Genomic DNA, 20,310 nt, shown 5'->3' on the forward strand with positions numbered 1-20,310 from the left:
ATTCAATAACATACCTTTTTTATAGAAAATCAGAGACAAGTATCAATAAAAAAGCATGTGTTATCTCACCTTTATTTTCCCAAATTTGGCATAAACTAAGTGTTCAAAAAAAATCATTTTTCAAATATTTTTGACTATTTGGAAAAACGTGCTACCATCAATACATAACTGATTGGAGGAAAGCTATGTTCAGAGGTTTATTGTCAACTGCTTCACAAATAAAATTGCAGTTGATTGAAAGTTTGTTGCATGACCGTCACTGTTTTATTGCTGATTTGCTGGATGAATTTGACCTGTCTTTGTCGTTGTTCAGAAAGTATGTGACAGAGATCAATCACGATCTGTCCTTTCTTCAAATAAATATAGACAATCATTCCCAAGTGAGTCTGGAATTCCATTCTTTCGCTTCACGATCGGATGTCTATAGTTTTTTCTTGGCTGACTCTTCTGCTTTCAAACTCTTGGAACTTCTGTTTTCATCCCACTTTTCCAGTTATGAGACACTAGCGATTGAATTGAATCTAAGCAAATCCTCAATTATTCGTTTAATTAAAAAAATCAACACGGTCATACGTCCTTTTGATTTTCATATAGAAAAAAAACCTATCCGCATAGCTGGGAATGAAATTACTATTCGCCAGTTTTACATGGTTTTCTTTTTGGAGAAATACCAACATGAGTTTAGAGATGCCAGTAAAAATCAGGAACAAGAATTTTTAAAGGTTGCACACCTTTTGGCTGAAGTTACTCCATTAAAGCTGTATTTTTCTGACATACGAAAAATAGCGTTTATCATTTATGTACATAGTAAACGAGAGAAGCTTTTTGCCACGGAAGTGCAATCGAATAAAATTGAATATTTTCTAGAAAAAATCGATCTCGCTGAATTCTCTCGCTACAAACGCTCTTATTTAGAAAAAGTTATGGGTTATCTGACTTCTCATATCACAGCCGACCCAGCTATCTATAAACAAGTAAAAAAAATCTTCTATCAATTGACTAAACAAATTTTTCTTAAATACCATTACACCGAAACAGACTTTCAAGAAAAATTGGATGCTGTTAGTTTCAAATATTTGCTGGAAACGAATTTGAATGTTCCGTATTGTATTTTGAATGATCGCCTGGCCCGTTTTGTTGATAACTGCGATCCTGTCCAGCAAGCAATCAACAAGGATATTGTTCAGCTAGTGACTCATTCTGAATTACCGGCGATTCGCCCTGCTACGATCAACCATTTGATTTATATTTTCCATACTTCTTTTCCACTATTTACAAAACAAATCATTGATCAACATGCAGATTATCATCTCGCCTTGTTCTACGATACCAATAGCGACCATACGGAAATGATCCGAACACAAATCAAACAGTTCGTCCCCTACGACCTGAAAATCACGATTCTCAATCCGTTAGACTCTTTTTCAATCCCTGCCGTCAAAGCAACCTATGATTTGATTATCGGAAATATCGTCCCTCCTTTTCAGAAAGTTCCTTTCAAAGCAACAGACATCTTTATTACACGAAATGAGATTGGCTATATCGCAAACAGTATTCAAGAAAAAGCGATCCAGCAGATTGAGAAACAAAAAGAACCTCTTAGCCCTACTCACTGAAAAAGTGAGTTTCGCTAAAGAGGTTCTTTTTAATTTTGTCGTTCGAGTAATTGTTTGCCTTGAGCACTCTGATAAAACGTTTCAATTAAATGATTTAAATTTGTTTTTGTCTCACTGGCGCCAAAAAGTTCGCCGCCAGGTTCTAGCATAAGACCATTGGCTAGACGACCGATCACTACCGGATCAAAGCCAAAGTCGTCAACGATTTTGGCCGTTTGATACATAGATTCCGGATCATTACCAGCGATTGCCATGGCTTTTCTGGCTGGTGAACCAGCCGGCCGAGCTTCGTCTTGAACATCATGATAACCCATATGGTTGAATGCCTTGATAACTCTGCTTTGGTCAAAATATTTTTGGACCCTTTCTGAAGATGTTTCTTCAACAGTCGAATACGTTTTGCTGGTTCCATCAACTTCCCACCAATAGTTCATTGCATCGATCACAAGTTTACCAGCCAGCTGCTCCTTGGGAAGTGACGGATAGTTGCTTAAAGGGATTGCTAATAAAATGACTGGCATTTCCGTCAGGATGTCTGAGACATTCTTCACCTTTGCACCTGGAGCAAGGATTTCAACAGCTAGAGCATTCTTTTCCGCTGGCTTTCTGCTAGCGATCCAGACCTCATACCCAGCTTCTGCTCCTAAATTTGCTAAAGCTAACCCCAACTTGCCGGCTCCTAAGATGCCAATTCTAGATTTTTCCATTATTTCCCACCTGATCTCAATAGTTCTTTGACCCTAGGGATTACTTTTGTACCATAAAGTTCGATAGTCCGCAGACGGTCTTTTTGTAATTGTCCACCGGTTCCATAAACAAGATCAAACCGTTCGACGCCGACTTGCGGCATCGTTCGCGCAATTTTTTGTGCCACAGTCTCAGGACTGCCTACATAGTAAGAGCCATGTTCTACTTCAAAATCGAAACGTTCTTTCGACATCTCGGGCCAACCACGGTCTTCTCCGATTTTATCCATACTTTTCTTGATATAGTGCCAACCGATTTCGTACGCTTCTTCATCCGTCTCCGCAATCACCCCATGGGAATGCATCCCTACCGGAAGAATCGGTCTGCCCATTTGTTGCGCTGCTTTTTGATAAAGTTGTACATAGGGGGCAAATCGAGCAGGCTCCCCGCCAATGATTGCCAGCATAACTGGAAAGCCGTAGCGAACAGCACGAATAATCGACTCCGGTGTTCCTCCCACACCAATATACGTATCCAGTGTTCCTTCGGGTTTTGGATAAACTTCGGCATTCTCCAAAGATTGAGTAAATTTGCCTTTCCAGGTCAGTGGCTCCCCTTTAAGGAGTTCGTGAAACATTGCTACTTTTTCTTCAAATAATTCTTCATAATCTTGCAGATCATAGCCAAACAGTGGAAAAGATTCAGTGAATGACCCTCTTCCTAACATGATCTGCGCACGACCATTTGAAAGGGCATCAACTGTCGCAAATCGTTCATAGACCCGAACTGGATCATCAGAACTTAATACAGTTACTCCCGTTCCTAATTTGATTCTTTTAGTGACCATTGCCAGCGCAGCTAGCACGGTGTCTGGACTTGAGATTGCGTATTCTTCTCGATGGTGTTCGCCTAATGCGAGGATATCGACACCGACTTCATCGGCCAACTTTCCTTCTGCAATAATATTTCTTAATGATTGGCTGTAACTGATTCGTTGATGGGTTTGGTCATCAAAGGCAAGATCGCCAAAGGTATCTAACCCAAATTCTAATTGTTTGTTATTGATTGTCATGTCATTTCCCTCTTTTCAAATACTTCCTGCATTCACTATAACAACTTCTTTTTATTAACGCGAAAGATATGCTTACTTTTTGTAAGTCTAATGTGTACGAATTGTTTTAGAAAGTAAAAGCGCGTCCTTGCTTCAAACAAGAACGCGCACTTTTTTGTTTTTTAATTAGCCATCAGAGATAGATCCCTTTGCTTCTTAAATTAGCTAAACACTCCTCTAAATACATTGCAGTATGTTCAGGATAAATAGGGACTGATTGCTCAATCGGCACTAACACCTGATAAGGAGGTGTCTTTTGACCGCGATAAGTAGGCTCTAACCATGCTGCTGCTGGACGGTATCCCCGATGATGCATCTCTGCCATGACGAGTAGATGGTATTGATACAACTTATATGGAGAATGATCAAAAACATAATCGACTGTCGCATGTTTCTTTCCCCAGCCAGCGCCTCTCAGCGCAGCTACTTCCCGATGCTGTCCCAGCAATTGCTGCCGGGGTAATTTAGTCAAAAGTGCTTCATGCCACAATCTCATTTCCGCTCTTCCTCTACTTCGCTTGATTTTTATCCAGATTCTCTTGGTTGTCGAGCACGATTTTCCCTACCGCATGGTGTGTTTCACTTAATGCATGGGCATCATAGACACCTTGACGAGTCAATGGGAAAGTTTCGCCAATCACACTTACTAATTTGCCATCAGCCATTAGTTTAGCTAATTCGCTTAACTGTTCTCCATTTGTACGTAACCAAATTGCTTTTGCTTCAATTTGTTTCGTTGCGGCTAAGGTTTCATCTTCAATACTCAGTACAGAAATCAAGCGGCCATGCTCTTTTAGAACGGAGAAGCTTTTCTTTTGGATCTCGCCACCCATTGTATCAAAAACTAAATCAATGTCAGTAAGAACTTCTTCGAAATCCGTTGTATGGTAGTCGATCACTTCATCTGCACCTAACTTTTTAACAAGTTCATGATTACGGGGACTTGCCGTCGTGATGACATAGGCGCCGGCATTTTTCGCAAGTTGAATGGCGTAGGTTCCAACTCCGCCAGCTCCGGCATGAATCAACACTTTTTCGCCAGCTTTTAACGAACCATGATCAAATAGAGCTTGTAATGCAGTCAATCCTGCTAGAGGCACAGCTGCAGCTTCCGTGAAGGCAATAGATTCTGGCAGAGGTGCCAATAAGTTGGTATCCACGATCGTATAATCCGCATAGGTCCCAAATCGTGTCGTCTCTGGACGAGCGAAAATCCGATCGCCTACGTGATAGTCTTTAACCTTCTGACCAACTTCAACGATTTCTCCAGCAACATCCCATCCTAGAATAATCGGAAATGACCAAGGAAACATTTGCTTCAAGTATCCTTCGCGTAATTTCCAGTCAATTGGGTTGATCGAAGTTGCTGCAACTTTCACCAACACTTGATCCGCACCGAGTTCAGGTAGTGAAACTTTCGCTTCTGCTAGTTTTTCTTTACCACCATATTCATTAATAACAACTGCTCGTGTTTCCATGTAAATCACTCCTTGAGATTATGTAAATGAGCTTCCGTCATTTTTCTAAAGAAACGAAAGGTCTCTTTCATAGCTTAGGCAATGATCCCTGATTTTACAACTGATTCGACTTTCCCTTTTCTATCAGAAAAAGCAGTTTTTTCACTGACTAACTTTTTATTGCCTTTTTAAAAGGTTTCATTTATTCTACAGGAATAAGAATGTGATAAGAAAGAAGGAATTGATGAATTGAAAAGATTGCACGTATTTTTTGGCGGGATCATTGCGATCCTAGGTATTCTTTTTGTTGGCAAAGCTGTACTGTCCAATGAAACAGGAAGTGCATCAGCAAATGATGCTAACACGGTTATTATTTATAATTGGGGAGAATATATTGACCCCGATCTGATAAAAAAATTCGAAACTGAAAGTGGCTATTCAGTGATTTATAATACATTTGATTCGAATGAAGCAATGGAAACAAAGGTCAAACAAGGCGGTACCAGGTACGATTTGATTTTCCCCAGTGAATCGATGATTCCTAAAATGATTGAGGAGCAGCTGCTGATTCCTTTAGAACATGATAAACTCGTCGGCAGTGAAGATCTTTCTGATTTTCTGATGGATCAGCGCTTTGACAAAAACAATCATTACTCCATTCCTTATTTTTGGGGAACTATTGGAATCATGGTTAATAGTGACCAAATCGATCCTACCACCATTCATGGCTGGGCAGATTTATGGCGCCCGGAATTTGCCAACGATATTCTAGTTGTTGATGGCGCAAGAGAAACGTTAGGAATGGCTTTGCAGACTTTAGATCTTTCTCAAAATGAGCTAGATACAGCAAACCTTCAACAAGCCATCGAGAAATTGGAAGCATTACGCCCCAATGTCAAAGCAGTCCTCACTGATGAGATCAAGACTTTGATGGTCAACAACGATGCACCGATCGGCATTGGCTATTCAGGAGATGCAGCGTATGTCATGTCTGAGAATCCTGCTATAACCTATGTCGTCCCTGATGATGGCGGTGCTATCTGGACAGATAACTTTGCGATTCCAAAAACAGTTGGCAATCTTGAAGGAGCTTATGCGTTTATCAATTTCATGCTGCGTCCTGAAAACGCCGCTCAAAACGCTGAGTATGTCGGTTATGCGACACCGAGTGAGACCGCGAAGCAACTGCTACCGACTGAATTGACCTCCAATAAAGCTTTCTATCCAGAGCCGGAAGCAATGCAACAGATGGAACACTACGAATACTTAGGAAAAAATGCCGTTGAACAGTACAACGATCTTTTTCTCGAATGGAAGTTGGGATTATAAAATGAATATACTATTGAAGTCTTCCTACATTTTTGATACAGAAAGAAAAACGACCTTTGCTGGTTTTATTTTGATTGAAGGAACTAGGATCAAGGATGTGGGTCCTTTGGATGCCACACCTACCAACTTACCGGCTGAAACAACGATCATTGATTGTCATGACCAAATGATCATTCCTGGCTTTATCGATGCCCATATTCACTTTTATCTTTCCGCTTTGCTCCATGCAGGGCATTTAACTCATGTCACTGGAACAACTGAAGAAGCAGTTGCCCAGCAAGTACCGCAAATTCCTGTGACCCATGGCTGGAAAATTGGGATTGGTTGGTTCAGCAGTGACTTTGGACAACAAGTCTATCCCACAAAAGCAACGATTGATCACTACTGTGACGAAGTGCCAGTCATGCTGATCTCAGGAGACGCCCACAGCATTTGGTTAAACAGTAAAGGAATGGAAACCTTAGAAATCACAACCGATTCAGTTCCTACCGGAATCAGTGGAGAAGCATTGATGAAAGATGGCGAATTGACGGGTTGTTTTCTTGAGGCAGTTGCTATTAATTACTTGGCGGAGGTGCTGCAATCTTTTCAAGCCAACAGTTACTCAACGTACCTTTCTTACATGAAGCAGCTCAATCGTTATGGCATTACTACAATCGGCGATGTTGCCCTGACTGGCGAAAGCTGGGACGACTTGATTTATCCAGAGCTTTACCAAAAAGTTGCCGAAAAAGCGACTTTACGGGCGGTTTTTTACCCTGCGATGCGAATGGAAATAGAGCATTTAACTGATATCTATCAAAACTATCGATCTGAGAAAGTCCAAATGGGTGGTGTGAAACAGTTCTTTGATGGTGTAACAAGTACCCATACTGCTTTGTTGAAATCGGAGTACGAAACGCCTTATTTTACTGGTGATATTGGTATGCCGCTGATTGCAATTGAAAAAATGCGCCAGTTGATTTTCTTAGCAAACCAGCAAAATTGGCCGATGCGCATCCATACGATCGGTGACCAAGCGATCCATCAAGCGTTGTCTTTTTTTAATGAAAGTCATGCGCGCTTCCCTCTCTCTGCCGGTAAAAATAATACACTGGAGCATTTGGAAGTCATGGATCCTGCAGATCTTTCTTTAGTGGCACAAGACAATTTAGTTCTTTCTGTTCAACCTAGTCATTTATTAGTCGGCTATGAAACGTTAGATGAAGAAGTAGGTCCGCAACGCGCTAGTCAAATGTTTCCTTTTCAATCCTTTTTGGCCCACGATGCTGTAGTAGCATTTGGAACCGACAGCCCAGTAGTGATCGATGTGTCTCCATTGGATTCGATCTATTATGCAGTGGCTAGAAAAGAAAAAAACGGCTCTCCAGTAGAAGGATTGATGCCCTCTGAAGTGATGAATGTGGCAGATGCTCTGGTTGCTCATACCGCTGATGCAGCTCGGGCACTCAGTCGACAAGACATTGGTTCGATCAAAGTCGGGCAGTTGGCTGATCTTTGTATTCTTTCGAAAAATATTCTTTCCCTTTCAGAAAAAGAGCTGCTTGAGGTAGAAGTCACTGCAACCATTTTTAACGGTGCATTTGTCTATCAAAAAGACGAAGCTTCGCAGCAAAATTCCTAATTGGATCTTTGACCATATCCCTCGAATACCCGAATAATGGCTGACTTGCTTCTCTCGTCCGAGGGCTCTCATTCATGGAAGACCCTTGACTGTGTTCACGCTAGTCAACCGTATTATTCGGGATTTTTTGTCAACACCACCCTAATCCCCCATTCTTTTTTCGTTCTGGATACTGCCAGGCTATAATTTGGTTCCTCTTGATTGTTCCCTCTGATCATTTCTCGCTTTGTTTCGTCTTGACTCCTGCTCAATCATTGCCCTTTTGTTTTCCCTTCAATTCCTTAAAATATATACAATATGACCAACAGGATCCCACCAACGATTTCACTTATTGGATACTTGCGATTAATCGGTACCAAACAATTCCTGCACTTGCCTTTTAAGAATAAAAATGACCAAATAGGGATCAGCTGCCATGGGGTTAGTACCTTTCCACAGTGCTCACAATGAGAGCGGCCTCCCAATGATTCCTGACGGGGCAAACGATAAACAACAACCATCAAAAAAGAACTAAGACAGCTACCAAGACTAAATACTGATAAAATGGGTAATAGCAACGCTCTTCCCAAACCACACACTCCTCTCATCTAATCGACACCTCAAATAAAGAGCCTATTCATAAGCAAATACGCTCTTTTAAACACGAAGTTTTTTTATTCTTCAGCGACGTACTGCTGACAGCGGATACCTAGCAGTACGTGATCGTCTGATTTATGTCATCAAATTGATTGGATGTGACTCTAGCCTCTTGCTCCTATTTGCTACTGCTGACACCTCCTTTGTTGCGAGACAAACTGAGTGTTACTGACCATTTCTTAAAGAAAATTCATTGATGATTCGAGGATTGATTTCCCACAATAGTCGATTCCAATCCTCTGCGTCTGGAATTGACTTAAAAAGCAAATGCCAGTTTCCAATCAATTGATCACTGACATATTCACTATAATTTGTCACTACTAGATCAATATGATTCTGCTCTAAATAATCTAAGTTCATCTCTAATGCATTCGGGAAAAACAGGTGCTGGAATCGGCCAAGATATTTGATAGCCATTGCTTGGATATTCTGACAAACAAGGTAGTTTCCTTCTAATAAAAAAGCAATATTTTTAGGTGCTCCCCAATGGATTTCCTTTAGTGAGTCCATGAATAGGACGGCCATCACGGTGATTTCTGTTACTGCTGTCTTTCCCCCTGAGATTGTCTGATGGTGTTCGGTAAAGAATGCTAATAACTCAAGATATAAATCTGGGTATTTCTCTTGGACAACTTCATGAATATCAAGAATATTTTGATTTGTCACTGGTGATAGCTGTTCTTTTAAATACAGCATAGTAAAAAAAGACCGCACAAGGATCATGTCTCTCTGAAGGTCATTGCTCTGCTGGCCAAAAGCGGATAAAAATAGTTGGGCACAGTCTGTAATCCCAACATTCGGCTGGAGTTCCTGAATAAACTGCTGTTCTCCAGCCAGATCCGTCAATGAACGCCGGCACAAAATCATCACATACAAATACAATAATTCCTCCACTGGCAAACGTTTGCCGATTGACGCATCAATCACATCATTGATAGCTGAAAAACGCTGGAATGCCTCTCGTTCTTTCAGCGCTTGAATCATTTCTGACTCGATAAGCAAGTCTCCCTCACGTTCTAAAGTAATCATTAGAGTATAACTAAAATCTCCCAAAGAAACATTGGGATAGCTACTGAAGAAGTGCTTTTTTTGTAAGGCAAAGGCAATCGACTGGATGGCAATTGATGGCAAGACCGTGTGTGGAGTTATTTCTGATTCATAATAAAAATCATGAAAGAAACTGCGAATATCGATTTCTTTTCCAATGAAATCCACTTTCTTCAGGGACAGTGTCAGTCGATAGCGCGCTAATTCATTTTCTACCATTTTGAAATAGCGCAGCAAACTACTTTCTGAGAAGTGGAGTTGATCGGCCCATTCTCCGATCTCTTTGATCTGCCTTTGAAAAATCCCTTCAATAATGTGAAAGAGTGGTTCATTTTCAAGCAATGACCGCTTTTTAGTTTGGTACGCTTCTCGATTGGTTTCTTTGAACAAATAGCCTGAACTCGTGTTTTCAATCAGAATCGACTGCTGAAAATATTGCCGAATTCCGGTAATATCGGCAATGATCGTTCGTGAAGTGCTTTTTGTGAATTGGGCTAGTTCTTTGACTGATCGCGTTGGTATTCGCTCGAAGGTATGCAAGATTTTCAGCCATCTTACAGTTTCCTTATTGGTAATAAAATTAAGTTGAAAATTTTTCATCTCTTTTCTCCTTACTGGTTTTCATTGCCGTTATTGACTGAATCGTTTTCCTTATTATACGCCCTGCGGAGGAATTATACTCAGTTGCAAGCTTCTGGCAGCACCAGTTATCGTGATTTATACGAGAAAAAGGGACCCAGTTATGAAAAAAACGGTCATCTTGACAAAAACAGGCATCGAATTGTATAAAATTGTTATTTTTTGTTAAAGTCCTCTTGATTGTAAGCGGTATTTTTGTTATTCTTTAAAGGTAGAGGAGGTGGATAGTGCAGTGTATGCTATCAAGATATTTCATGGTTATCTGACAGCACAAGGAAAAAGAACTCGAGATAAATCAATTGCTTTGACTTATACATGCAAAGAAGATGCCGAACGCTTCGCAAATAAAATTGGCGGGAGAGTTAAAAAAATTGGATAACCTAAACTATTGAAAAAGAGTCGTCGACCATTGATTGTTGACCACTCTTTTTGTTTTGTTAAAAAATATTCTCTAACAAATCCTTTTTTCTATTTGTTTTTATTTCTCGCTTGTCAAAAATAAAAATACACTGCTGCGATCAATTGTTGAATGGCCATTTCTTCCCCTTTTCACTTCTATTAGCCAAAAAAAATGACTGAAACGTCTGAGTTGAAACAAAGTGTTTTCTCGCTCAGAAACGGTTCAGTCATTTTCTTTTTATGGAATCGCGATAGTCACATCGACTGTCTGGATCGCTACGTCATAAAACGGATCTTCTCGTCTTCCCAAGAAATCTTTTGCTTGAGCTGGGAAAAGTGCATACATCAGTACATCTTCTTCCGTTTTGGCATATTCTTTGATTTCTTGCTCGAATTCTGGGAGCTGTGGTGGAATCAAATCTGCTGGTCGTTCTGTGATCACTGCTTCCGTCCCAATGATTTTTTCTTGGATCTCCGTTTTGATTGGTGCCGGAGGACGACCGTAAAGACCACGAACGTAATCTTTGATCTCAGTTGGGACTAGTTTGTAGCGTTCCCCAGAAATCACATTCATCAAAGCCTGTGTGCCAACCATTTGAGACAAAGGGGTAACTAAAGGAGGAAATCCAAGGTCGGCACGCACTTTCGGCACTTCTGCCAATACTTCTTCGTACTTGTCCTGCAGACCTTGTTCTGTCAACTGACTCAATAAGTTGGATAACATCCCACCAGGCACTTGATAGATCAGTGTTTTTGGTTCTGTATCTTTGACTTTAGGATTCAAGATCCCTTCCTCTCGGAACCGATCGCGGATTGGATTGAAATAATCAGCAACTTCAGCCAATTTCTTTTTGTCCAGGTTTATATCAAATCCCAGTTCTTCTAATGCGATCGCCACAGATTCTGTCGCTGGCTGACTCGTTCCCCCTGCAAATGAAGAAATTGCTGTATCGATAATATCTGCCCCAGCTTCTGCAACTTTCAAATAAGTCATTTCTGAAATACCACTAGTAGCGTGGGTGTGGACCTCTAATGACAGATCCACAGCATCTTTGATTCGGCTGACCAATTCAAATCCGATTTGAGGTGTCAGCACACCAGCCATATCTTTGATACAAATCGAATCTGCTCCAATATGGGCCATTTCTTTTGCTAATTGCACAAAGTATTCAACGGTATGAACTTCGCTTGTTGTATAAGAGATCGCTGTTTGGCAATGACCACCAGCTTCTTTTGCTGTTGTGATAGAAGTCGCCAAATTTCTGGTATCGTTCAATGCATCAAATACGCGAATAATATCGATTCCGTTCTTGATCGATGTCTCTACAAATTTTCGCACCACATCATCCGCATAATTTTTGTATCCTAGTAGATTCTGTCCGCGAAGAAGCATCTGTAATTTCGTGTTCTTCACTTCACGGCGAATCTGTCGAAGACGTTCCCAAGGATCTTCATTTAAGAAGCGGATACAAGAATCAAAGGTTGCTCCACCCCACATTTCTAATGAATGGTAGCCTACTTCATCCAATGTTTTGATGATGGGCAACATATCTGACGTCGGCATTCTGGTAGCGATCAAGCTTTGTTGGCCATCACGTAAGACTGTTTCCATGAATTGAATTTTCTTAGTCATCTGCTTGCATCCTTCCTTTTGAAACTAATTCATTTATTTTTTGCTGTATTGCTTCGACTGAATGCGTTCTCGATCGTCCGCATAGTTTTGCTTCCTTGTCACAAAGAAAGCAGCGCCGTCTTGGATAGCCTAACGCTTCGCGACTGATGGACTGCACTTCACCCGCTTCTAGCCAAAGCACGTCAAGATCTGCTAATCGCCCATAAGGATGTCTTTCTTCAAGTGCCACCATCCTTTTCTTTAGTTCTTCTTTTTTTAAAGGAAGTAAAAGAAAATATTCATAGCCAGTTTTTTCATTTCGATAAAGATGAAGGAATGAAAAGGCATCCGCCACTGCTCGCTCGACTTCATCCGTCAAGCTTTTAAACACAGCTTCTAACTCATCTGATGCTTTGACAGGTCCGGGAATATTCATGGTGGCAGATAGCAGTGTGTATTGGGGCGCCGACTCCAGTAACTCCTTTTGCCGTTTTGCACGCTGTTCTCTAGCCGCCAATACTTCTGCTAATGAAACTTCCGGTCCCTCAAATAACAAGCTACACATTTCTCACAACATCAATGAGCGTGCCGTCTCGATATTCAATCAATGCCACTACTTTATCGCCATAATGAATGGCTTCAGGCGTTCCAACAATCTGGTAAGCTTTCTCTTTTAACTCTTCGATCGTATACTGAGGCACATCTAGTGTTTTAAAATGTTCAATCAAATCTTGACGATCTGGATTGATGGCAATCCCTACTTCTGTCACGATCACATCGATACTTGTTCCTGGAGTGACCACTGTATTTACTTTGTCAACGATCGTTGGAATTCTGCCTCGCACTAAAGGTGAAATAACGAGACTCATTTTGCATGCCATACTCGTATCAGAGTGCCCGCCTGACGCTCCCCGAATCACACCATCGGATCCTGTCATCACGTTCACATTGTAGTCTGTATCGATTTCCAATGCGGACAAAATAGCGGTATCTAATTGGTTGATCACTGATCCTTTACTTAACGGTGAAGCATACATCTCAGCATCGATTTCATAATGTCCTGCATTGCTTCCTAATGAAACGGCTGAAGAATGATCGAAATCTTGTACATCAATGATTTTTTCAACCAATCCTTCCTCCAATAGTTCCACCATTGCATTGGTAATACCGCCTAATGCAAAGCTCGCTTTTATTCCATCTTTAAGCATCGCTTCGCGCAAAAAGCGGGAAACAGCTAATGCAGCACCACCGGTACCTGTTTGAAAGGAGAATCCCTCTTTATAGTAAGGAGAATTTGTGATCACTTTTGCTGCGTATTCCGCGATCAATAGTTCTTTCGGATTTTTGGTAAAGCGGGTGGCTCCTTTGGCAATCCCTTGTGGGTCACCGATTGCTTCCACTTCAACCACATAATCCACGTCGGTTTGCGGAATACTGATTGGTGTATTCGGAAATGGCACGAGCGTATCTGTGATGATCACGACTTTGTCTGCATATTTTGCATCGATCATTGCGTAACCTAATGAACCACAGGTTGCTTTTCCCACCGTACCATTGGCATTGCCATAGGCATCTGCACTTGGTGCGCCTAAAAAAGCCACATCGATATGCACATCTCCAGCTGCAATGGCCCGAGCCCGACCGCCATGTGAACGGATCACAACAGGATTTTCCATGATTCCTGCTGAAATAGCAGCACCCACATTGTCTCTCAATCCGCTGGAAGTAATATTGGTTACAACGCCATTTTTGATATGGTCAATCAACGGTGCATGGACATTTGCGATGGAGCTAGGGGCAATAGAAATATTTTTGATACCCAGACCAGCAATTTCTTCCAAGACCATATTCATGACATAATCGCCTTCACGAAAATGATGGTGGAAGGAAATCGTCATGCCATCTTTCAGCCCTGTCTTTTCGATCGCCTCGCGAATACTGCTAAGAAGTTTGGTATCTCTTGGACGAACGGGGGTAACGGTACGACTTGCTTCTTGATACGTATCGATATGCGCCAATTCCCCTTCAAAAACACCGTATTGGTCAGCATATACTTGTGGAATATCTTTTCCTACTTTATTCATGACCATGCCTAAATATCCTCCTCCGTAATCAACTTCGCTGCCTTAGCCAATGCAATCACTCGCTGTGCACGTTCAACGATTGGCTTGTCTACCATTTTCCCATTGACTGAAATAACTCCAGAGCCTTTCGCTTCGGCCTCGCGAATTCCCCAGATAACTTCTTTGGCATTCTGGATTTCTTTGTCTGTCGGTGTATAAATAGCATTTACCAACGGAATTTGTCGTGGATTGATCACTGACTTTCCATCAAATCCTAGCTGCTTGATTTGTTGCACTTCATTTTGGAATCCTTCTACATTGTCCACATCGGAATAGACAGTATCGATAGCCGCAATTCCTGCAGCTCTGGCTGCATGCAGAATCATGTTGCGGGCAAAGGATAATTCCTGTCCATCCGGATAGCGCTTGGTTTTCATATTTGTGACGTAATCTTCTGCTCCTAAAGCAATTCCGATCAGTCGCTCTGACGCTTTGGCAATCTCCCGTGCGTTCAATACCCCTTCTGCAGATTCGATGGCTGCCATCATTTTCGTTGTGCCCACTGGAATCTGATTGTCTTTTTCAACAGATGTAATGACCGCATCCACATCTAAAATATCTTGTGCCGTCTCTGTTTTTGGTAAGCGAATAACCTCAACGCCAGCCAAAACCATTGCTTCGACATCTTGGGCGCCACCTGCCTCCAAACTATTAATCCGTACGACTGTTTCTACATTGCTGTAATCAAATGTTTTCAATGCAAAGTGAACCAATGTACGCGCGGAGTCTTTTTCTTTAAGAGAAACTGCATCTTCTAAATCAAACATAATTGAGTCTGCACCATATAAGGGTGCGTCCCTTAGCATTGCTGCATTTGCACCTGGAACAAACATCATGGTTCTTCTTAAGCGTTCCATGAATCAATCTCCTTCCAATCATATGCGTCTTTTTTTGCTGCCCGATGAATCGCGGTAATGGTTCGAGCTTGAATCGTACAATCCAAAGCGCCTTTATCAACGGCAGCTACTCGAACAGACTTGATCCCTAAATTTTTGATGGTCTCTTCGATCACCTTTTTGATTTGTTGACCAAATTGTTTCTCTACACTGCTTTCCAAAGAAATTTGGATTTGGTCTGCTTCAGTCGGCTCGACAGTAATCAAAATGTCGCTTGACTCTACTGTACCGGCTACTGCGATTTGTGTAATTTCCATATGGTTTCACCTCTCGTTTTTTAAATAATGATATGTCGTTGATGGCAAAAATTGTCTCAAACGGCGGTCATCCTGATTTTTCAAGGCTTCTCTAACTTTGGTAGCACTGATGATCTCACCATCAATACTCAATCTAGGTAAAATAACCAATTCTAATGAGTCGCCAAACATTTCCTGCATCGCATGATTATACGTATCGGTCACCTTTGAATAGGGTTCTTCTCCGACAAACCGTGTCCGAATGTCTAATACAGGTGCTATCTTCTCTTTAAACAGTTGCGCATCAACCTTTGCCTGGATCTTCGCTACTGTTTCTATGGCACTGTCTTTCAGAAAGTAGGAAGGAAACGTTGCGGAAGATACAAGGTAATCATTGGTGGGAAAAACTGTTACATTGGACAAGTGTGCGACTCCACGTTTTACCATTTCCATCCGATCTGCAGTCGAAAACTCTGAGCGATCTTCGGATAACACAAAGACATAAACTTGCTGACTCTGCTGCGCAGCTGTCTCGACAAGATACTGATGTCCTTTGGTAAAGGGATTGGCATTCATCACTATCCCGCTTCCGGTCCCCATTTTTTTCCCTTTAGCCAGCGTAGAAAGATAGCTCGCAAAATTTGGCAATCCTCGTTCCATAAAAAGAATTTCTGAGGTTGCGATGATTTTCTGAAACCCTAGTGAGCGAAAGATCAATTCATTGCTGGGTTTTGAATACAAGAAATAATGTTGTTCTCCTTCTTCTGCCAAGCGATCAACCAGATGCTGAATGATTTCCGTCAGTAGATTTTCTGATTGAAAGGCTTTGCAAACAACCAAGCATTTCAATATGTTGTGATAATAGGATCCAGTAGCAACCAGTAAATCGTTATCGTAGATTCCCACTGTGTAATCAAGTTCTTCCTCTTTATTCAGACCGGCTCGATCCATCAAGGAAGCCCACTGTTTATAGACTCCTTGATCTCTTAGCCATAGCCGTTTTAATGAATACATAAACGTCTCTTCTTTATCTTTTTATTTTTTGATTGGAAAAAGTTTGCTAAGCAGCATCGAAGCAAGATAGATAATCAAGATAACCACGAAGACGCCGCCCCATCCCAGCACTAATAATTCCAGTGATTTCATTAAATCTGCTGACATCGAATCTCTCCTTTCTTAGGTTAGTAAGGCAAGCAATAAACCACCTGCAATAACTGAAGCAATCTGACCAGAAACATTGGCACCGGCTGCATGCATCAAAATAAAGTTTTGTGGGTCTTCATCCGTTGCCATTTTTTGGATCACTCGACTTGACATAGGAAATGCAGAAATCCCCGCGGCTCCAATCATTGGATTGATTTTTTCTTTTCTGAACAGGTTCAGCACTTTTGCAAACAAGACACCACCTACAGAGTCCATGATGAAGGCAACCAGGCCTAAAGCGATCACCATCAATGTATCGACTTGCAAAAATTCTTCATACTGCATTTTTACTGAGATAGAGAGCCCCAACAAAATACTAATGATGTTTACCAGCTCATTTTGAGCCGTGATAGAAAGTCGGTCTAATACGCCGCATTCTCTCAAGAGATTTCCGAACATCAAGAAACCAACTAATGGCAGAGATACAGGGGCAATGAGCCCGGCAACGACAGAGATAACGATCGGAAAAAGAATTTTTGCTGTTTGCGAGACTTCGCCAGCGCGATAATTCATATGAATCGAACGCTCTTTTTTCGTTGTGACCGCCTTGATCGCAACCGGCTGAATGATCGGCACCAAAGCCATATAAGAATAAGCTGCAACCATGATTGCTCCCATATATTTGGAATTCAAAGTGTTGGCTACAAAGATGGATGTTGGACCATCGGCGGCTCCAATGATTCCAATGGAAGCTGCATCATTTAAATCAAATCCTAATAAGACAGCGACGATAATCGTAAAGAAAATACCAAATTGGGCTGCAGCCCCAAATAAAAGCAGAAAAGGATTTTGGAGCAGCGGACCGAAGTCGATCATGGCACCAATTCCGATAAATAAAAGCAATGGAAATAACTCGGTTGAGATCCCCATATCAAACAATACTTGAAAAGGACCAGGTTCCCCGCCAGCACTCAAAACACCAGAGTTCGGGAAATTTACTAAAATCGTTCCTAGTCCCATCGGAACTAGTAGTGTTGGTTCATATTCTTTTTTGATTCCTAAATACATCAGGATGCCACCGACTACCATCATGACAATCCGTCCGGGTTCTTGTCCCATCCCTAAAAAGCCTTCAATCAGAGTTTCCACTAACGTCACTTCCTCTATTCATTAAATTTTTTATTGATTCATCCCTATTAATGAATCGTAATCAATGGGTCACCAGGATTGACCATCTCTCCTTGATTGACATGAATACCAGCTACTGTTCCCGCTTTTCCGGCAACAATCTCATTTTCCATTTTCATGGCTTCTAATATCATCAATGGTTGATTTTCCGCCACAGTATCTCCAACATTCACCAAGATTCTCAAAATCGTTCCCGGCATTGGAGAAGGCATGGCATCTGCACCTGCGGCAATGGGTGCCTCAGAAACAGATGGTGCCTCGGATGCGGCTGGTGTTGCGGTTTGCGGAGCTGGTGTTTCAACTACAGGTTGAACGGGTAGCACAGGTTGTGGTGTACCACCGATTTCTTCCATCTCTACTAGATATTCTTTGCCATCAATCGAAATTTTAAATTTACGTAACATTGTTTTTCCTCCAAAATGCTAATTTTTATTGATTCTTCGAATAACAAACTGACTCTTTTCATTTAATCCAGCAGCTAGACTTGACGCGATGATGGAAACAAGTTTTGCCTCCGGATTGCGCTGCATTACTTTCTTGACCACAAATTGGCTCTTAGGTTGATCACCTGCCGCAATGGCTGTCGCGATCAAACTAACAAGTTGATATTCTTCTTCACTAGCTTCGATATATGCAGGAACCGCTTTCCATTTCATTTCAGATTCATTATCATCGAGCGTTTCAGAAGATGTTTTTGTTATTTCTTGATGTGGTTCACTTTTTTTGAACAGTCGGGCGAATAATCCCATGAAGTTACTCCTTTCATTTTTTTCGTTCTCAACCACATTATATTGATAATGGACCAATCCGGTAGTTCTAAATCAAAGATTATTGTTTTTTTTCTGTTCCTATTTCTTCACCTTACAACAAAAAGGCTGATAAACATTGTTAAATCAACGTTTATCAGCCGTTAAGATTTTATTAATATCTTGTTAAACCTCTTTTAAGAACACCTATACCAAATTGTTTTTTTCCTGTTCTTTTTCAGAATTCAATCTATCTTATCAAATGAATATTGCTTATTCTATAGTCGTCAAACGGAAAAGCTAATTGTTTCCAATACGTGTCTTTCTCCCCCAAAGGCATGAAGCTTTGTTTTTTATTGGAATGAATTGGCACCGTTTACAAAAACAGAAATTATTAAATCAGTTGTAGAAAGGAAGAAAAATATGTTATTGACGGTTTTATCTTATGCCATGATTATTGTCTTTATGTTTGTAATCATGAAAAAGAAAATGTCTCCATTCACTTCTTTGGTGGTCATTCCTTTGATTTTCACCTTAGTTGCAATGGTGTCAGGAGTATCCAAAGAAGGAAACATCGGGGATTTTGTTCTAGAAGGAATCAAAACAACTTCTAATACGGGGATTATGTTGCTGTTTGCGATACTATACTTCTCGATCATGCTGGACGCTGGATTATTTGATCCAATTACCAAAAAAATGATCTATTTCGCAAAAGGCGATCCGATGAAAGTTTTGATGGCAACTGCTGTCGTTGCGGCCACCGTTTCTTTAAATGGGGATGGAACGACCACTACCCTGATCTGCTGTTCAGCCTTTATTCCGATTTATAAAAAATTAAACATGAAAATGATGAACCTTGGGGTACTGGTGATCTTGCAAAATACCATCATGAACTTGCTCCCTTGGGGAGGACCTACTGCTCGAGCTATGGCCGTTTTAGAAGTTGATGCCGATATCCTTACTTATCTGGCACCAGGAATGATCATCTCAGTTCTTTATGTCATCTTCTTTGTTGCTCGCAGAATGGGGAAACAGGAACGGGCACGCTTAGGAATCACTGAATTGACTGCAGATGAAATCGAAGAAATGACAACGGTAACAGACCCTGAAACACTACAGATTCGCCGGCCAAAAAACTTTCTTTTCAATGGTATCTTGACGATTGGATTGATTGCATGGCTCGTAGCTAGCTCATTCATTGATTCGATTGCACTGCCACCACTTTTGTTGTTCTTAGTTGGAACGTGTATTGCTTTAATGGTCAACTACCCTGTTTTAAAAGACCAATCTTCACGAATTGGAGCCAATGGCGGAGATGCTGTTCAAGTCGTTATCTTAGTCTTTGCAGCGGGCGTATTTATGGGATTGTTCCAAGGTTCAGGTATGGCAGAAGCATTGGCTAACAGCTTTACTCACATTATTCCGAAAGAATTAGCCGGCTTCTGGGGGCTAGTTATCGCCCTTATTTCTGCGCCAGGTACCTTCTTCATCTCAAATGATGGTTTCTATTTTGGTGTGCTACCTGTATTAGCAGAAGCAGGGCGTGCTTATGGCTTTACCAATATGCAGATGGCTCTTGCTTCATTGATGGGACAGGCGTTCCACTTATTAAGCCCATTGGTTGCCTTTATCTACTTGCTGTTACGTTTGACTGGATTGGATATGGGTCAATGGCAAAAAGAATCAGCAAAATATGCATTGGGAATCTTTGTCATCTTTATCGTTACCATTGTGTTATTAGGTCATATGCCGCTTTACATTCCACAATAATATTCAGGATTGATTGGGACGGGTCGTCATTGCGGTCTCGTCCCTATTTTT

At 41.2% G+C, this 20,310-nt stretch carries 21 protein-coding genes; 5 read left to right on the forward strand and 16 right to left on the reverse strand.

From position 1 onward, the window contains the following. Window positions 1-185: 185 nt before the first annotated feature. Complete coding sequence (locus FE005_RS00360; RefSeq protein ID WP_138371103.1) at window positions 186-1,616, forward strand: helix-turn-helix domain-containing protein; 1,431 nt, start codon at window positions 186-188, stop codon at window positions 1,614-1,616. Window positions 1,617-1,645: 29 nt separating this feature from the next. Here the strand turns inward: FE005_RS00360 and FE005_RS00365 are convergent, their stop codons facing one another. The 4 genes from FE005_RS00365 to FE005_RS00380 form a co-directional block, all read right to left on the reverse strand. Continuing rightward, a complete protein-coding gene (locus FE005_RS00365) occupies window positions 1,646-2,323 on the reverse strand; it encodes an NADPH-dependent F420 reductase (RefSeq protein WP_138371104.1) in 678 nt (225 codons plus the stop codon). Then, window positions 2,323-3,375 (reverse strand): LLM class flavin-dependent oxidoreductase, encoded by a 1,053-nt coding sequence (locus FE005_RS00370; protein ID WP_138371105.1) that lies wholly within the window; start codon window positions 3,373-3,375, stop codon window positions 2,323-2,325. The genes FE005_RS00365 and FE005_RS00370 overlap by 1 nt, the downstream gene beginning before the upstream one ends. A 172-nt stretch (window positions 3,376-3,547) precedes the next feature. Continuing rightward, on the reverse strand, window positions 3,548-3,910 hold the full coding sequence (locus FE005_RS00375) for a TIGR02328 family protein (RefSeq protein WP_113849392.1): 363 nt from the start codon (window positions 3,908-3,910) through the stop codon (window positions 3,548-3,550). 13 nt (window positions 3,911-3,923) lie between these two features. Then, window positions 3,924-4,892: an NADP-dependent oxidoreductase gene (locus tag FE005_RS00380; RefSeq protein ID WP_103301004.1), complete on the reverse strand. Its 969-nt coding sequence runs from the start codon at window positions 4,890-4,892 to the stop codon at window positions 3,924-3,926. A gap of 228 nt (window positions 4,893-5,120) precedes the next feature. On the opposite strand from FE005_RS00380, the gene FE005_RS00385 reads away from it, so the two are divergent. After that, window positions 5,121-6,200, forward strand: coding sequence for a PotD/PotF family extracellular solute-binding protein (locus FE005_RS00385; protein WP_138371106.1), 1,080 nt, complete (start codon window positions 5,121-5,123; stop codon window positions 6,198-6,200). 1 nt (window position 6,201) lies between these two features. Beyond that, on the forward strand, window positions 6,202-7,824 hold the full coding sequence (locus tag FE005_RS00390; protein ID WP_138371107.1) for an amidohydrolase: 1,623 nt from the start codon (window positions 6,202-6,204) through the stop codon (window positions 7,822-7,824). Window positions 7,825-8,105: 281 nt separating this feature from the next. Here the strand turns inward: FE005_RS00390 and FE005_RS17170 are convergent, their stop codons facing one another. Together FE005_RS17170 and FE005_RS00400 are read right to left on the reverse strand one after the other, a co-directional pair. After that, window positions 8,106-8,411 carry a prepilin peptidase gene (locus tag FE005_RS17170; RefSeq protein WP_081131553.1) on the reverse strand — a complete coding sequence of 102 codons (306 nt, stop codon included), beginning with the start codon at window positions 8,409-8,411 and terminating at the stop codon, window positions 8,106-8,108. A gap of 214 nt (window positions 8,412-8,625) precedes the next feature. Beyond that, window positions 8,626-10,107 carry a helix-turn-helix domain-containing protein gene (locus FE005_RS00400; RefSeq protein ID WP_138371108.1) on the reverse strand — a complete coding sequence of 494 codons (1,482 nt, stop codon included), beginning with the start codon at window positions 10,105-10,107 and terminating at the stop codon, window positions 8,626-8,628. A 271-nt stretch (window positions 10,108-10,378) separates the two neighbouring features. Between FE005_RS00400 and FE005_RS16795 the strand changes: the two genes are divergently transcribed. Next, window positions 10,379-10,525, forward strand: coding sequence for a hypothetical protein (locus tag FE005_RS16795; protein ID WP_086269049.1), 147 nt, complete (start codon window positions 10,379-10,381; stop codon window positions 10,523-10,525). 258 nt (window positions 10,526-10,783) lie between these two features. On the opposite strand, the gene FE005_RS00405 is transcribed toward FE005_RS16795, so the two are convergent. From FE005_RS00405 to FE005_RS00445, 10 genes are read right to left on the reverse strand one after another with little or no spacing between them, the layout of a single operon-like run. Beyond that, entirely contained in the window at window positions 10,784-12,178 is a 1,395-nt protein-coding gene (locus FE005_RS00405) for an oxaloacetate decarboxylase subunit alpha (RefSeq protein WP_138371109.1), read from the reverse strand. Then, complete coding sequence (gene citX / locus FE005_RS00410) at window positions 12,171-12,722, reverse strand: citrate lyase holo-[acyl-carrier protein] synthase (RefSeq protein ID WP_138371110.1); 552 nt, start codon at window positions 12,720-12,722, stop codon at window positions 12,171-12,173. Before citX ends, FE005_RS00405 begins: the two co-directional genes overlap by 8 nt. Beyond that, window positions 12,715-14,247 carry a citrate lyase subunit alpha gene (citF, locus tag FE005_RS00415; RefSeq protein ID WP_003125763.1) on the reverse strand — a complete coding sequence of 511 codons (1,533 nt, stop codon included), beginning with the start codon at window positions 14,245-14,247 and terminating at the stop codon, window positions 12,715-12,717. The genes citX and citF overlap by 8 nt, the downstream gene beginning before the upstream one ends. A 2-nt stretch (window positions 14,248-14,249) precedes the next feature. Next, window positions 14,250-15,137, reverse strand: coding sequence for a citrate (pro-3S)-lyase subunit beta (gene citE / locus FE005_RS00420; RefSeq protein WP_003125762.1), 888 nt, complete (start codon window positions 15,135-15,137; stop codon window positions 14,250-14,252). Then, entirely contained in the window at window positions 15,125-15,433 is a 309-nt protein-coding gene (citD, locus tag FE005_RS00425; protein ID WP_081131557.1) for a citrate lyase acyl carrier protein, read from the reverse strand. Before citD ends, citE begins: the two co-directional genes overlap by 13 nt. A gap of 6 nt (window positions 15,434-15,439) precedes the next feature. Next, window positions 15,440-16,426, reverse strand: a complete 987-nt coding sequence (gene citC, locus FE005_RS00430) for a [citrate (pro-3S)-lyase] ligase (protein ID WP_081131558.1) — start codon at window positions 16,424-16,426, stop codon at window positions 15,440-15,442. A 21-nt stretch (window positions 16,427-16,447) separates the two neighbouring features. Next, a complete protein-coding gene (locus tag FE005_RS16960; RefSeq protein ID WP_005470670.1) occupies window positions 16,448-16,573 on the reverse strand; it encodes an OadG-related small transporter subunit in 126 nt (41 codons plus the stop codon). Between the two features lie 15 nt (window positions 16,574-16,588). Continuing rightward, window positions 16,589-17,704 (reverse strand): sodium ion-translocating decarboxylase subunit beta, encoded by a 1,116-nt coding sequence (locus FE005_RS00435; RefSeq protein WP_138371111.1) that lies wholly within the window; start codon window positions 17,702-17,704, stop codon window positions 16,589-16,591. A 47-nt stretch (window positions 17,705-17,751) separates the two neighbouring features. Then, a complete protein-coding gene (locus tag FE005_RS00440; protein ID WP_003125756.1) occupies window positions 17,752-18,147 on the reverse strand; it encodes an acetyl-CoA carboxylase biotin carboxyl carrier protein subunit in 396 nt (131 codons plus the stop codon). A gap of 18 nt (window positions 18,148-18,165) precedes the next feature. Beyond that, window positions 18,166-18,492, reverse strand: a complete 327-nt coding sequence (locus tag FE005_RS00445; protein WP_005470668.1) for a hypothetical protein — start codon at window positions 18,490-18,492, stop codon at window positions 18,166-18,168. Between the two features lie 420 nt (window positions 18,493-18,912). Between FE005_RS00445 and FE005_RS00450 the strand changes: the two genes are divergently transcribed. Next, window positions 18,913-20,259 carry a CitMHS family transporter gene (locus FE005_RS00450; RefSeq protein WP_005470665.1) on the forward strand — a complete coding sequence of 449 codons (1,347 nt, stop codon included), beginning with the start codon at window positions 18,913-18,915 and terminating at the stop codon, window positions 20,257-20,259. Window positions 20,260-20,310: the final 51 nt, after the last annotated feature.

The organism is Enterococcus sp. M190262 (genome assembly GCF_005843965.1).
Taxonomy (GTDB): Bacteria; Bacillota; Bacilli; order Lactobacillales; family Enterococcaceae; genus Enterococcus_D; species Enterococcus_D gallinarum.

Coding starts and splice junctions, on each gene's coding strand:
- FE005_RS00390 (WP_138371107.1), top strand. CDS start 6,202: ATGAATATACTATTGAAGTCTTCCTACATTTTTGATACAGAAAGAAAA.
- FE005_RS00370 (WP_138371105.1), bottom strand. CDS start 3,375: ATGACAATCAATAACAAACAATTAGAATTTGGGTTAGATACCTTTGGC.
- citE (WP_003125762.1), bottom strand. CDS start 15,137: ATGGAACGCTTAAGAAGAACCATGATGTTTGTTCCAGGTGCAAATGCA.
- FE005_RS16960 (WP_005470670.1), bottom strand. CDS start 16,573: ATGTCAGCAGATTTAATGAAATCACTGGAATTATTAGTGCTGGGATGG.
- FE005_RS00365 (WP_138371104.1), bottom strand. CDS start 2,323: ATGGAAAAATCTAGAATTGGCATCTTAGGAGCCGGCAAGTTGGGGTTA.
- citC (WP_081131558.1), bottom strand. CDS start 16,426: ATGTATTCATTAAAACGGCTATGGCTAAGAGATCAAGGAGTCTATAAA.
- FE005_RS17170 (WP_081131553.1), bottom strand. CDS start 8,411: ATGAGAGGAGTGTGTGGTTTGGGAAGAGCGTTGCTATTACCCATTTTA.
- FE005_RS00440 (WP_003125756.1), bottom strand. CDS start 18,147: ATGTTACGTAAATTTAAAATTTCGATTGATGGCAAAGAATATCTAGTA.
- FE005_RS00375 (WP_113849392.1), bottom strand. CDS start 3,910: ATGAGATTGTGGCATGAAGCACTTTTGACTAAATTACCCCGGCAGCAA.
- FE005_RS00445 (WP_005470668.1), bottom strand. CDS start 18,492: ATGGGATTATTCGCCCGACTGTTCAAAAAAAGTGAACCACATCAAGAA.
- FE005_RS00450 (WP_005470665.1), top strand. CDS start 18,913: ATGTTATTGACGGTTTTATCTTATGCCATGATTATTGTCTTTATGTTT.
- FE005_RS00360 (WP_138371103.1), top strand. CDS start 186: ATGTTCAGAGGTTTATTGTCAACTGCTTCACAAATAAAATTGCAGTTG.
- FE005_RS00405 (WP_138371109.1), bottom strand. CDS start 12,178: ATGACTAAGAAAATTCAATTCATGGAAACAGTCTTACGTGATGGCCAA.
- citF (WP_003125763.1), bottom strand. CDS start 14,247: ATGGTCATGAATAAAGTAGGAAAAGATATTCCACAAGTATATGCTGAC.
- FE005_RS00400 (WP_138371108.1), bottom strand. CDS start 10,107: ATGAAAAATTTTCAACTTAATTTTATTACCAATAAGGAAACTGTAAGA.
- FE005_RS00380 (WP_103301004.1), bottom strand. CDS start 4,892: ATGGAAACACGAGCAGTTGTTATTAATGAATATGGTGGTAAAGAAAAA.
- citD (WP_081131557.1), bottom strand. CDS start 15,433: ATGGAAATTACACAAATCGCAGTAGCCGGTACAGTAGAGTCAAGCGAC.
- citX (WP_138371110.1), bottom strand. CDS start 12,722: ATGTGTAGCTTGTTATTTGAGGGACCGGAAGTTTCATTAGCAGAAGTA.